Consider the following 13,975-nt stretch of genomic DNA (forward strand, 5'->3'; position numbering starts at 1 on the left):
CAGAAAATTATCGGAATTGGCATAAAGTATCTAAAGGTTTTACTTACGCTATCTTGATTGTAGGATTGAAGTTAATAACCCCCACAGAATTTACTGTCGCTACCTTATTATGCTTTTTTAAAAGCGCAAAACTATGACCTGCTATATGGTGAATCGAGGTAAGCGCGTAGCCAAACTCGCTAAGGCTACAAACTGCAAATTGCTGGCTAAGGTTCATTTTATCCCACAAATAATCTTTATCACGAATAGGCTGTACTAAATCGTTTTCTACAGGTATATCAGAGAGTATGTTTGTGGTGTAAGCGCAGCTATTATTTGAATTGAAGGAATGCTGTTTTAGTGTGTTTTGCATAATATTTCTCACTCGAATACAGGTTAGTGAGTTCATATTATCTAATTGCCAACGTTATACTGTTATAAAATGTAAAACAAATATTATTTTTTGTAATGCTAATTTAAGTTATAAGTTTTTGATATTTAACTGTATTGTTATTTTTTAATCAGGAATTACTTTTGTTGTGTTATAGGGGCTATTTTATGATCTCTAATGCGATTTTGTTCTTTGCGCCAAGTTTTTAATTTCGCATAATAGTTATCCCAGACACAAGGATCACATGCATTGTTACAACATTCATCCTCAGTCGGAGCAACTGGCTTTTTATTGGTATTTAACATTATTTACCTATAAGACATTTAATATGTGTATTTTAAAAACAAAAAAGCTCTGCAATTGCAGAGCTTTAATTATACTTAACAGCTAATATAAATATCTGTTAAATTACTAAAACTTGTTTATTAATCAAGTTCAGATAATTTCTTTTCTAAGTAATGAATATTAGCACCGCCATTAACAAAACCTTGATCATTTAAAATACCTTGATGCAAAGTAATGTTAGTTTTGATGCCATCAATCACTAATTCAGATAAAGCATTGCGCATACGAGCAATGGCAACTTCACGACTTTCGCCCCAAGTGATTAATTTACCAATCATAGAGTCATAGTGTGGTGGTACTGAGTAATCAGCGTAAATGTGAGAATCCCAACGAACACCTAAACCACCTGGCGGGTGGAAACGTGTGATTTTACCCGGTGAAGGAATAAAAGTACGTGGATCTTCAGCATTGATACGACACTCAATTGAGTGACCAGATACTTCAATATCATCTTGAGTAAACGATAACTTTTGACCTGCAGCGACACGAAGTTGTTCTTTGATCAAATCAATACCTGTAATCATCTCACTAACTGGGTGTTCAACCTGAATACGTGTATTCATTTCAATAAAGTAGAATTCACCATTTTCATATAAGAATTCAAATGTACCAGCACCTCGGTAGTTTATTTCAATACAAGCATTACAACAACGAGCACCAATTTGTGCGCGCAACTCAGGTGTAATACCTGGTGCTGGCGCTTCTTCAACAACTTTTTGATGACGACGCTGCATTGAACAATCACGTTCACCTAAATGAACTGCGTTACCTTGACCATCTGCAATAATTTGAATCTCAACATGACGTGGGTTTTCAAGGAATTTCTCCATGTAAACCATATCATTTTTGAAAATAGTACCCGCTTCTTTTTTAGTTAACGCAATTGAGTCGATTAAATCTTCTTCTTTACGTACAACGCGCATACCACGACCACCACCACCACCAGCAGCTTTAACGATAACTGGGTAACCAATACGTCTACCGTGAGCTAAGTTGGCTTCATCATTATCATCTAATGGACCATCAGAGCCTGGAACACAAGGTACACCAGCAACTTTCATTGCTTTGATCGCAGCAACTTTATCACCCATAATACGGATGCTTTCTGCTTTTGGTCCAATAAAGGCAAAACCAGAGTTTTCAACTTGCTCAGCAAAGTCAGCGTTTTCAGCTAAAAAACCGTAACCTGGGTGAATAGCGTCAGCATTAGTTACTTCTGCAGCAGTAATAATTGAAGGAATATTTAAGTAGCTTTCAGGCGCTGCTGGTTTACCAATACAGATAGTTTCATCAGCTAGTAAAACGTGTTTAAGGTTTTTATCAGCAGTTGAATGAACAGCTACCGTTTTAATACCTAGCTCTTTACAAGCACGTAATATACGTAAGGCAATTTCGCCACGGTTGGCAATAACAACTTTATTTAACATGGAATAACCCTTATGTCTTTATAAATAGATATGGGCTTATTCAATGATGAAAAGCGGCTGATCAAATTCAATAGCATCTTCATTACTTGCTAGAATTTCTTTGATAACACCAGATTTGTCCGCTTCTATTTGGTTCATCATTTTCATTGCTTCAACAATACATAATGTATCACCAGCATTAACGTGTTTACCTACTTCAGCGAATGCAGGGGCATCAGGAGATGCTGAAGCGTAAAAAGTACCAACCATAGGAGAACGAACAACATGACCTGAAAGTACAGGAGCCGCAGCTTCTGCTGGTGCAGCGCTAACAGGTGTTGGAGCAGGAGCCGCTACAGGAGCTGGAGCCGCAGCAACAGGAGCAGCTTGTACAACTGCAGCGCCACGACTTATACGTACTGACTCTTCACCTTCAGAGATCTCTAGTTCATTGATACCTGACTCTTCTACAAGCTCAATAAGTTTTTTTATTTTACGAATATCCATAGGAATACCTTAATTTGTGTTGATAAAACTAACGTTTATAAATATAAGCTAATGATTATTCATTAACTGTTATGTTTTGTAACTAATGTTGTATTTGTTATTTATTTACATTTTTAATTAAGTGAGCACTGGCGGCCTCTAATGCAAAACTATAGCCTTGAGCACCAAAACCACAGATAACAGCTGTTGCAATATCAGATAAATAAGAGTGTTTTCTAAAATTTTCACGTGCATGTACATTTGATAAATGTACTTCGATAAAGGGAATGGCAACGGAAAGTAAAGCATCTCTTATCGCAACACTCGTATGAGTGAAAGCGGCGGGGTTTATAATAATAAAGTCTACACTTTGATAGCCGTCATGAATGATATTGATAAGTTCATGTTCAGCATTTGATTGTAGATGCGTTAACTCAATATTTAACTGCTTAGCTTGCTCACTTAAAGCCGTCATTATATCTGACAAGCTTTGACTACCATAAATAGTAGGCTCTCGCTTACCAAGCATATTTAAATTAGGTCCATTTAACACTAAAACTTTAAACTTTGCGCTCATCTGCTGCTAAATCACCGTTAAAAATAAATTGGCGCTAATAATTACATAAAATAGAGGTTGTGTGAACAAAAAAAGCTATTTTTCATCGTTTTTTTTATTATTGGCGATATTAGCTTGTTTTTCGAAGAATATAGCAGCAACTTACTGGTCATACTTCTTATTGTTAATACAAGGTAAATAGTGGAAATATTTGATTTTTTGATGATTTAGGCTATTATTCATTAATAAGTTTAATAGCTTATTGATTTTCAAAGTACTTTTCACACTAATGTACAAAATTGTTTTTCGAAGGGATTCATGATCAAACATTTATATCTCTCTATTTTACTGATAATAGCGTGCTTTATGCCTGCGCAGCTATCTGCTATTGAGATAATTGCTAACCTAAAAGTTCCTGATAACAGTTTAAGTCAATCACAGTTACGTCGAATTTATACTATGCGTCAATTACGATGGAGTGACGATAGTGTAATAACGGTATTTGTTTTACCTAGACAACATGATCTCCACAATCGCTTTGCCAAGGAGCGACTACAAATATTTCCTTATCAACTAAATCGAATTTGGAACAAATTAACCTATTCAGGCTTAGGTGTTGCTCCGATTATTATTGATTCTGAAAAGGAACTTATACAGGCAGTTATTAATACACCAGGCTCTATTGGTTATATCTACGAGAAAACCTTAGCTTCAATACAGCCAACAGAAAGTGATAAAGAGTTTGATGTGAAAGATGATCAGCAAGGCAATCAAGGAGTGGTAAATGTTATCAAAATTGAAGACTAATATTGTATGGTCTGGGTTGTTCTTGTTGAGCTATTGCAATTACGCACATAAGCTATTTTCACGTAAATTTCTATATACTTTTGTTATTGTTATTATTTTTAGTGGTGCGGCACATGCAGAAACAGAAAAAAATTATAACCAATCAACAATACAAGACTTTCAGTTACATGGTTTTATAGCATTAGGCCTGATTGACGTAGACGGTAGTGATTTTGTTAATGATGAAGAAGGCTTGTCTCCTGATTTAACCGAGTTAGGTCTTAATACTTCATATCAATTAACTGATACTGTACGTCTTGCTGGGCAAGTTGTGTATCTAAACGGTGGTAATCGATATGCGAAAGGGTTCCGTGTTGATTATGCACTACTTGATTGGGCTGCCTACACCGATGAGTCGTGGCAAGCTAATATTTACTTAGGGCGCTTTAAAAATAATCATTGGTTATATTCTAGTTCGCGTGTTGTACCTTTTGCTCGCCCGAGCATTATTTTACCACAATCAGTTTATTTTGATGGTTTTCGTGATATTGCCGTTGGTAGCGATGGAGCTTATATCAAGGTTAGTCACAGTAATGATAAACTAGGTAATTTTGACTTTTCTTTAAGTTATGGAAAATCACCTATTTCAGATAAACAAACAGAAATACTCTTAGGTGATAGCGCATTCGGTAAAACGATTCAAGATTATGAGCTTCACGGTAGCGTGTATTGGCAGCCTACTTTTTCACAATGGCGTTTTGGTTTGTCGCTACTTAATTCTGACTTTCATTATAATCAAAACCAAGATTTTGACGTATTTTATAATGCTGAGTTTGATTTTCAATTTTATACGATGAATGCGATGTATGAAGGAGAGTATTGGGAGTTCAGTGGTGAAATTTATCAACAACGGTTTGTTACTGATGGATTTTATGTTCCAGGTTTTCATAAAGATAGTACTGGACAGGGTTTTTATGGGCAAACACGTTATAAAGTAACCCCTAATTTAACCTTGTTAGCAAAGTATGAGTATTTCTACTTAGATAAAAATGATAAGGATGGTAAAAAGCTTCAAGAAACAACGGGCGTGCCTTATTACTTTGGTTTTAATAACGATGTTACTTTAGGTCTTGCTTATGGGGTTAGTAGTAATATGGAAGTTAGAGCTGAGCATCATTGGGTTGAAGGTGGAGGAAGACTTACACCTGTTGTAGTGCCAGACCCTCAAAAAAATAGCTCGGAAAAATGGACGATGTGGGCTATACAATTTATGTACTGGTTTTAATGTGACATAACATGATTAAAAAATTTGTTGGCGTACCAACCAAATTATTGGTATTGATTATAACTACCTTGCTGCTGTTAGCCGTAGGGTTTTCCTCTATTTCATATTTACGCTTACAAGCGGATTACCAAGAGTTTCAGAAAAATAATATTGCTCAAGGACAAGCACAAGTTAACCTGCATAATAATATATTACGTACTAAGTTAATGGTATGGCTAGAGTCGTTCACCGATCTCATTCAATTATCTCAACAAGATGATTTTTCTACTTTAGCGATACAGCTTGAGAAACAATACGATGCATTACAATTACATCTTAATGTAGAAGATATATGGTTAGTCGATGATAAAGAAAACATATTGTTTGCGACTAATAATTTCCCTCATCTCGTGCAAGAAAATATCGCCCAAGTCTTTAGGTTACAAGAACCCGAATATCGTATTTATTGCCCGCGAAATTGTCAAATATTGCTCAGTTTACCTTTACTGAATAAACAAGGGGAAATGGTTGTCGTGACTATGAGCGCTTCTTTACTTGATATGTTATTCGCGCTTAAAACAACATTAAATAGAGAAGTAGCAGTTATTCGAATGGCTGTTTCAGGAGATGAAAATATAAAAGGTATTGATGCAGAAGTCATTTCGGCATCAAATATAGATTTAACTGAGTCGATACTTGCTTCTGGCTCTTTGTATTCGACACTTGATCCAATTATAGAAAAAGGTTTAAAACTAGACTTATCAAGTAATAGTTATTTGATAAATCTATTATTGTTGTCAGAGCAAGCAGAGCAAGATTACTTTTTAATGTTAATAAATGATGTTACTGCTTATACCAAAAAAAATGACGACTACCAAAAGCAATTTATTTTATCCTTAAGTCTTATTTTTATTTTACTTGCAGGTTTTGTTTATTTTATCTCGAGCCCTTTTACTAAACGGTTGTTATTGCTGTCTAACGCTTTACCGTTATTAGCACAAAAAAAGTTTAATGAATTTCGACAGGTTGATCTTAAACGTCCTCGCATGTTTGCTGATGAGCTAGATGTATTAGCTCATTCATCTCAAGAATTAAGCTTTGAGCTAGAGCAGCTTAATTTGGTGGTAGAGCAAAAAACCAAAGAGTTAGAAAACATTGCGATGTACGATTTACTGACAGGCTTACCTAATCGTAATATGTTGAATTACCAATTACGTAAATCATTAGCCAATATAACGCGTTATGAAGATGGCGTGGCGGTATTGTTTCTCGATTTAGATGACTTCAAGAAAGTTAACGACAGTAATGGCCATAACATTGGTGATAAGTTACTAATACAGGCTGCCGATCGCGTTAGGTTAAGTGTTGGTGAAACTGATTTAGCGAGTCGTTTTGGCGGTGATGAATTTGTTATTATTTTAAGTCACCTTAAAAGTATTGATGAAGCCATTGATGTTGCGGAGAATGTATTATTGCAATTTAAAGAATCCATTAAATTAGACTCTAATGTTTTTTATGTTTCTACAAGTATTGGCATCGCTTATACCGAATCAACGACTGAAAAATCAGAAGATTTAATTAGCCATGCTGATATTGCTATGTATGAGGCAAAAGACAACGGTGGTGGTCAATACCATATTTACCACCCCGATATGTTTCAACGAGTGGCGCATCGCGTAATGCTTGAAGGTGAAGTAAGACAAGCGCTAGCGAAACAACAATTTAGCCTAAGCTTACAACCACAAATTTGTGCAATAGATAAAAGAATACATGGATTTGAAGCGTTATTACGTTGGCAGCACCCTGAACGAGGAATGATTTCTCCAGAAGATTTTATCCCTATTTTAGAAAATTCTCAGCACATGATCGAATTAGGTTATTGGATCATTCGCCGTTGTTTTGAATTAGCAATATTGTTAAAAGAGAACGGGTTAGCTAATACACGTATCGCCATAAACTTATCTGCAGGGCAGTTTATGGATGCAAATTTACCTCATTTTTTAAATGAATTATTAGAGGAGTTTTCATTAAATGCTTCAGACTTTGAATTGGAGCTGACGGAGCAGACGTTAGTAAAAGATATGGATCATACTATTGAAATGATGGAGTCATTAAAAGTTATTGGCTTTAGTTTCGCAATTGATGACTTTGGTACTGGTTATTCATCACTGGCCTACTTAAAGAAAATGCCTGTAGACGTAATTAAAATAGATAAAAGCTTTATTTTTGGTATGTTAGAAAACCATTCAGATTATCAAATTATTACTTCAACTATTGCGATGGTGAAAAACTTAGGATTAAAAGTGGTTGCCGAAGGTGTTGAAACACAAGCTCAATTACGTAGCTTAACCGAGAATGATTGCGATATTATTCAAGGTTATTACTATTCTAAACCTATTCCTGAAAAAGAGTTATTAGCGTCATTAGATAAACAGGTTTCTGAGGGAGGCTACTGGAAAATAGCTAAAAGCGTTAAAACGGCATTGTAAGTCGCAAGCCGTTTGAAAATTGGAAATAATACTAGGTTAATTAAATTGTCTATTTTAGTTAACCTCAACTTTGCTTAACCAGAGCTGAGGTTAACTAATTAAAAGCTAGTTAAAATCTCTTTAAAACAACTAAAATATTGATTTAATATGAGCAGTAAACTCTGCAGCATTCATAAAACCAGTCGTACGCTGAGCCGTTAATTCATTGCCTTGCACATCAAAAAATAAAATTGTAGGTAAACCTAACACATTATAACGTTTTACAAACTCAGCGTTGTTTGTTGAATCAAAGTCGGTCATATCTACTTGAATCCATACCGTATTGCTTAATGCCTGCTGCACTTGAGCATCAACAAAAGTGTACTTTTCAAACTCTTTACAAGCGATGCACCAATCAGCGTATAAATCTACCATCACAGTTTTTTCTTGCTGCGTCGCTAAGGCTATTTCAGCATCAAGCTCTGCTATGGTCGACACCATTATAAAGTTGTTATTGTGTGAGCTTTGTGAAGTTACATTCGTAGATGGAAATATAATTTGATAAGCGAGATTAGCGCCAAAAAATAACATTAAAAATATAACTAATGAGCGGAAGCCATACCAAAAACCTTTATCTTGCTGAGCGTCTTTAGCTGCATGGTTTTGATTAGTCACATAGAAATAACTAGCGCTAGCTAATATTAATAAAGCCCATAATACTTGACCAATAATTATAGGAAGAAAACGTTCAAGTAAAAATATAGGTACCGCAAGTAACAGTAAGCCGAAAATATTTTTAATGATATTCATCCATGCACCGGCTTTTGGTAATAACTTACCACCAGAGCTACCCAAAATTAATAAAGGTAAGCCCATACCTAAACTTAGTGCGTATAAAGCGGAGGCGCCTAGTACAACATCGCCTGTTTGAGAAATATATAATAATGCGCCGGTTAATGGGGCTGTAGTACAAGGTGAAGCGACTAAGCCAGAAATAACCCCCATCATTAATACACCGGTGATAGAGCCACCTTTTTGTTTGTTACTAATATTATTTAACTTGTTTTGCCAACTTGCCGGTAATGCTAAGTTAAAAATTCCAAACATAGAAAGGGCTAAAAATATAAATAAAACACTTAAACCAATTAATACAAAAGGATGTTGAAATACAGCTTGGAATTTTGCACCAGCTAAAGCGACCACAACACCTAATAATGTATAAGTTACAGCCATACCTTGTACATAGAAAAAAGAAAGTGTGAATGCTTTTTTAGTGGTTAATTTATCTCCTTGACCAACAATAATCCCCGTCAAAATAGGGTACATAGGAAATACGCAAGGAGTAAAAGATAATAATAAGCCACCAACAAAAAAGGCAATAAGCGTTAGTAGTAAACTTTCTTGCTTAAGCATGTCTGATAGTTTGTGCTGTTCGCTTTTTGTCTCTGTTTGTAAGTTATCGTTTACTTTTTCACTTAAGGCAGGCTCGCTTGTTACTAAATTATTTGTCGATAATTGGCTTAATTGAATCGTTTGGCTTTTAGGCGCATAACATAAACCTTTTTCGGCACAACCTTGGTAGCTTATTTTGATTCTACCGTCATTTGATACCTGTTCAAGATCTATTATGAAGGATAATTGTTTAGTAAATATTTGTTGTACACCAAAAAACTCATCTTCGTGAGCTATACCTTCAGGTAGATTCACTGAAGCAAAGCTAGCGTTAGTCGCTTTAAACTTAAACTGATGGCGATATAAATAATACTCTGGCGCAATGGTGAAATTAATTTTTAACTGATTGTTTTCTTGATAAAAATTGAATTCAAACGCTTCATCAACCTTTAAGAATTCATCGTCATTACTAAATAAACTGTTAGTTGATACATCAAACGGAGATGTTGAAGCGTTTGAAGGTTGGGGTTGTAAAGTAAAGATAACTAATGTCATCAAACATAAGGAAAGAAAATATTTCATGTAAACTACTTTAAAGAATTAGTGATCCAGTTTAAATAATGTTTATCACCTTGCTGGATATTCAAGGCAATAACTTCCACCACATCGTAGGGGTGTAATTGATTAATTCGTTCATTTAAAATGGCGAATTTATTTGTGTCGGTTTTTATTAGTAATTGTACTTCATTGTCACAATGCAGTTCATCCTCCCAACTATATACTGACGTTATATTCGGTATGATATTCACACACGCTGCTAGCTTTTCCGTTACCACTATTTTTGCAATATCTTTGGCAATATCTTCATTCGGGCAAGTGGTTAATACTAATTGATACAATTTATTTACCTAAATATTTAAGCGTTGCTGATAGTATACAGTGATAAATAAGTAAAGTTACAGGCGCTTATAATACCAAGTTTAATACCAAGTCAGTTTATGGTTTATTTACAGCTAATATGTAGCTTTTTGTTTTAGACGTTTGTTTACGGTACTTGAATTTAGGGTATTAATTAACGTCCCTTGAAAAAGACCTGATCAACCCAATATAAGTTTCATATAAATTAAAGGATCATTATGTTTCAATTATTATTTGTACTTTTTATCATCATTCCAATTATCGAAATAGCGGTAATTATGCAAGTGGGCGACTTAATTGGTTTGTGGCCAACTGTCGCCTTAGTTATTCTTAGTGCTTGGTTAGGCGCAAAATTTGTGCGTCAACAAGGTTTAGCAACGTTACAGTCAGTGCAAACCAAAATGGCGCAAGGCGAAATGCCGTCAGGTGAAATAGTTACCGGCTTAGTGTTATTGATTTCCGGCGTACTATTAGTAACTCCGGGTTTTGTAACGGATATTTTAGGCTTATCTCTGCTTATTCCTAGCGTGCGTGCGGGTATTGCGAAACAGGTACAAAAGCATATTAAAGTCAATCAAATGGCTGGTAGTGCATCATTTCAACATGGCGCATCAGGTAATGTTTATCAACATGAAAATACAGATGAACCGTTTTCTTCAAAAGAAGATATTAATAAGCCTATTTCTCACCATCAAGGTGAAACATTAGAAGGCGAATTTAAACGTAAAGATTAATCTTGTCATTTTAGGAATAGTAAAATAAGCCTTAATTTTTTCATTCTTAGACTTGTTAAGGCTTATTTTATCCCCATTTCTTATAGCAACAAACTGTCGCCGCATTTACGACGACAAATTATCTAAATAACCACTAATAATTTAGTTATCTCAGGAGAGAATTAATGAGTATTCGTCCACTACATGATCGTGTCATTGTTAAACGTAAAGAAGTCGAGTCAAAATCAGCCGGCGGTATTGTATTAATGGGTAGTGCAGCTGAGAAGTCTACACGCGCTGAAGTTATTGCGGTAGGTAATGGTCGCATTTTAGAAAATGGTGAGGTTCGTCCTTTAGATGTTAAAGTTGGCGACCAAGTAATTTTCTCTGAAGGTTACGGTGTTAAAGCTGAAAAGTTAGACGGCGAAGACGTACTTATCCTAAGTGAAGCAGATATCTTGGCCATCGTAGAATAATTTATGACTTAACTTGTCGCTAATAAAACACAATAGCGGCATCAAAAGTGCTCACTGACTAGCGTCAGCTCCGCGCTTTTTCTTTGCTCTTAAGCGAAATCGCATAATAAAAATGCTGCTTGAGCATATAAATTAATAATTTTAAACGTAGGCGGGAATTTATTCGCGCGAATGAATTCCCGCCTACAAAATTAAACAAAAATTACAGGAATAAATAACATGGCTGCAAAAGACGTATTATTTGGAAACGACGCACGCGTAAAAATGCTTAAAGGCGTAAACGTATTAGCTGACGCGGTAAAAGTAACCTTAGGACCAAAAGGTCGTAACGTAGTATTAGACAAATCATTTGGCGGTCCAACTATCACTAAAGATGGTGTTACTGTTGCCAAAGAAATTGAACTTGAAGACAAGTTTGAAAACATGGGCGCACAAATGGTGAAAGAAGTTGCTTCAAAAGCCAATGATGAAGCAGGTGACGGTACAACTACGGCAACGGTTTTAGCACAAGCTATTGTTAACGAAGGCTTAAAATCTATCGCTGCGGGTATGAACCCTATGGATCTTAAACGCGGTATCGACCAAGCAGTTATTGCTGCCGTTGAAGCATTAAAAGCATCATCTACACCAGTTACAGACAACAAAGCTATCGAACAAGTTGGTACTATTTCTGCAAACTCAGACGAAACTGTAGGTCAAATCATTGCAACAGCAATGGATAAAGTAGGCACTGAAGGTGTTATTACCGTTGAAGAAGGTCAAGCACTAACTGACGAATTAGACGTTGTTGAAGGTATGCAATTCGACCGTGGTTACTTATCACCATATTTCATCAACAACCAAGAAAGTGGCACTGTTGAATTAGAAAACCCATTCATTTTATTAGTTGATAAAAAAATCAATAACATCCGTGAATTATTAACAACCCTTGAAGGCGTTGCTAAAGCGGGTAAGCCGTTATTAATTATTGCTGAAGATGTTGAAGGTGAAGCCCTAGCAACATTAGTAGTAAACAACATGCGCGGTATTGTTAAAGTTGCAGCAGTTAAAGCACCTGGCTTTGGTGACCGTCGTAAAGCAATGCTACAAGATATTGCTACGTTAACCGCTGGTACTGTTATCTCTGAAGAGATTGGCATGGAATTAGAGAAAGCAACTTTAGAAGATTTAGGTCAAGCTAAGCGTGTAATTATCTCTAAAGACAACACCACAATTATTGATGGTTTAGGTGAAGACGAAGACATCAAAGCACGTGTTGCCCAAATTCGTGGTCAAATTGAAGATTCATCTTCAGATTATGATAAAGAAAAACTACAAGAACGTTTAGCTAAACTTGCTGGCGGTGTTGCGGTTATCAAAATTGGCGCTGCCACTGAAATCGCCATGAAAGAGAAAAAAGACCGTGTTGAAGATGCATTACATGCAACGCGCGCAGCGGTTGAAGAAGGTGTTGTTGCCGGTGGTGGTGTAGCATTAATTCGCGCTGCTGATGCAATTAAAGCATTACAAGGTGCTAACGAAGATCAAACACACGGTATTAATGTTGCTATTCGCGCGATGGAAGCACCACTTCGTCAAATTGTAGCAAACTGTGGCGACGAAGCGTCTGTAGTATTAAACGAAGTACGCAACGGCGGTACAGGCAACTACGGTTACAACGCAGGTAACAGCACTTACGGCGATATGATTGAAATGGGTATTTTAGACCCAACTAAAGTAACTCGCTCAGCGTTACAATTTGCTGCATCAGTAGCAGGTTTAATGTTAACTACTGAAGCAATGATTACCGATGTTCCTGCTAAAGATGCACCAGCGATGCCAGATATGGGCGGCATGGGCGGTGGTATGGGCGGCATGGGTGGCATGATGTAGTGCGACAAGAAGTCGTGCTGTTGACACCTACCTTACTATTACAGTAAGGTAGGCTTAGAGAGAGGAATTACCTCTCTCTTCCTTGCGTCAGGGTTTTATAGATGCAGCCTATATTTTAGGTTAACCCCCACTCCAAAATGAAGCTACGCTTCAAATATATGTAGAAGGTTTCATCCTGATACATACAAAATAGATCGAAAGATCTACTATCAAAATGGCTCTAGCGAGCCATCTTTTATAATCCACTGAGATTTTATCTCAATCACGTGGAGCCTATTTTCTTGTCCGAACCAAAAATAAATTGAATATTTATTTTCTATATTGGTTTCTCAAGTAATAGATCAAAACTTCCCCATCATAGGAACTCTAAGCAGTAGTGCTTAGTTTAAAAGCAGTCAATGGTAGGCGTAAGCCGTATAAATAATTGTCTAAATTTTCAAAACAACTAATTTTGAAAATATTAGACCAATTGTTCAGCCAATTGTAGCCTAAGGATAGTGCGTTTCTGGTAACGGAAAGGTTCGAAGCTTCCTGAGAATGTACCCTCCATTCGTGGAGTACTTACTTTTGTGAAAAGGTAAGTGCGATAACTCTAATGACAAGAGTTTGAGGGGCTAGGCTTTGTTGCAAGGTTAATATATATGAACTACTAATAAACGCAGTCAACCGCAAAAAGCGAAATGTTATTGATACGCTTTAACCAAAAGGTATGTGATCTGGCTTTTCTTTTACATCTGGGAAAGCGCTGACAACAGTATCACCTGTGAATAGGTAGAACCTAAACAACCAATGTTATTTATATGGAACTTGGTAAGCCCTATTATTCGCTTAAATTATTTGTTATTTAAATAATTTAAGCAGGGGAGTCGTAAGACGAACTGTTGAGTAAGAGGGTAAAGGAGATTGAAAAAAGCTAATGCTAA

The 13,975-nt window shown here is 36.1% G+C and carries 13 protein-coding genes; 6 read left to right on the forward strand and 7 right to left on the reverse strand.

Features of this window, described 5'->3' with window-relative positions; translation table 11 throughout:
- Window positions 1-43: 43 nt before the first annotated feature.
- The 5 genes from KO502_RS08415 to aroQ form a co-directional block, all read right to left on the reverse strand.
- Window positions 44-352, reverse strand: a complete 309-nt coding sequence (locus tag KO502_RS08415; RefSeq protein ID WP_216022136.1) for a hypothetical protein — start codon at window positions 350-352, stop codon at window positions 44-46.
- Window positions 353-507: 155 nt separating this feature from the next.
- Window positions 508-675 carry an oxidoreductase-like domain-containing protein gene (locus tag KO502_RS08420; RefSeq protein ID WP_216022137.1) on the reverse strand — a complete coding sequence of 56 codons (168 nt, stop codon included), beginning with the start codon at window positions 673-675 and terminating at the stop codon, window positions 508-510.
- 120 nt (window positions 676-795) lie between these two features.
- Window positions 796-2,142: an acetyl-CoA carboxylase biotin carboxylase subunit gene (accC, locus tag KO502_RS08425; RefSeq protein ID WP_216022138.1), complete on the reverse strand. Its 1,347-nt coding sequence runs from the start codon at window positions 2,140-2,142 to the stop codon at window positions 796-798.
- Between the two features lie 36 nt (window positions 2,143-2,178).
- Window positions 2,179-2,628, reverse strand: a complete 450-nt coding sequence (accB, locus tag KO502_RS08430; protein WP_216022139.1) for an acetyl-CoA carboxylase biotin carboxyl carrier protein — start codon at window positions 2,626-2,628, stop codon at window positions 2,179-2,181.
- A gap of 97 nt (window positions 2,629-2,725) precedes the next feature.
- Window positions 2,726-3,184 carry a type II 3-dehydroquinate dehydratase gene (gene aroQ / locus KO502_RS08435; protein WP_216022140.1) on the reverse strand — a complete coding sequence of 153 codons (459 nt, stop codon included), beginning with the start codon at window positions 3,182-3,184 and terminating at the stop codon, window positions 2,726-2,728.
- 345 nt (window positions 3,185-3,529) lie between these two features.
- Between aroQ and KO502_RS08440 the strand changes: the two genes are divergently transcribed.
- Genes KO502_RS08440 through KO502_RS08450 form a run of 3 tightly spaced genes read left to right on the forward strand, consistent with a single transcriptional unit; the run spans window position 3,530 to window position 7,702 of the window.
- Window positions 3,530-3,970, forward strand: a complete 441-nt coding sequence (locus KO502_RS08440) for a hypothetical protein (RefSeq protein WP_216022141.1) — start codon at window positions 3,530-3,532, stop codon at window positions 3,968-3,970.
- A complete protein-coding gene (locus tag KO502_RS08445; protein ID WP_216022142.1) occupies window positions 3,948-5,234 on the forward strand; it encodes a hypothetical protein in 1,287 nt (428 codons plus the stop codon). Before KO502_RS08440 ends, KO502_RS08445 begins: the two co-directional genes overlap by 23 nt.
- Before the next feature lie 11 nt (window positions 5,235-5,245).
- Window positions 5,246-7,702, forward strand: coding sequence for an EAL domain-containing protein (locus tag KO502_RS08450; protein ID WP_216022143.1), 2,457 nt, complete (start codon window positions 5,246-5,248; stop codon window positions 7,700-7,702).
- A 129-nt stretch (window positions 7,703-7,831) separates the two neighbouring features.
- On the opposite strand, the gene KO502_RS08455 is transcribed toward KO502_RS08450, so the two are convergent.
- Window positions 7,832-9,655, reverse strand: coding sequence for a protein-disulfide reductase DsbD (locus KO502_RS08455; RefSeq protein ID WP_216022144.1), 1,824 nt, complete (start codon window positions 9,653-9,655; stop codon window positions 7,832-7,834).
- A gap of 5 nt (window positions 9,656-9,660) precedes the next feature.
- Window positions 9,661-9,972 carry a divalent-cation tolerance protein CutA gene (cutA, locus tag KO502_RS08460; protein ID WP_216022145.1) on the reverse strand — a complete coding sequence of 104 codons (312 nt, stop codon included), beginning with the start codon at window positions 9,970-9,972 and terminating at the stop codon, window positions 9,661-9,663.
- Window positions 9,973-10,209: 237 nt separating this feature from the next.
- Here cutA and KO502_RS08465 point away from each other — a divergent pair, with 237 nt between their 5' ends.
- The 3 genes from KO502_RS08465 (at window position 10,210) to groL (ending at window position 13,052) form a co-directional block, all read left to right on the forward strand.
- Window positions 10,210-10,725: an FxsA family protein gene (locus KO502_RS08465; RefSeq protein ID WP_216022146.1), complete on the forward strand. Its 516-nt coding sequence runs from the start codon at window positions 10,210-10,212 to the stop codon at window positions 10,723-10,725.
- A 164-nt stretch (window positions 10,726-10,889) separates the two neighbouring features.
- Complete coding sequence (locus KO502_RS08470; protein WP_216022147.1) at window positions 10,890-11,180, forward strand: co-chaperone GroES; 291 nt, start codon at window positions 10,890-10,892, stop codon at window positions 11,178-11,180.
- 219 nt (window positions 11,181-11,399) lie between these two features.
- Window positions 11,400-13,052, forward strand: coding sequence for a chaperonin GroEL (groL, locus tag KO502_RS08475; RefSeq protein WP_216022148.1), 1,653 nt, complete (start codon window positions 11,400-11,402; stop codon window positions 13,050-13,052).
- The last annotated feature ends 923 nt before the right edge of the window (window positions 13,053-13,975 follow it).

Source organism: Colwellia sp. E2M01 (genome assembly GCF_018860585.1).
Lineage (GTDB): Bacteria > Pseudomonadota > Gammaproteobacteria > Enterobacterales > Alteromonadaceae > Colwellia.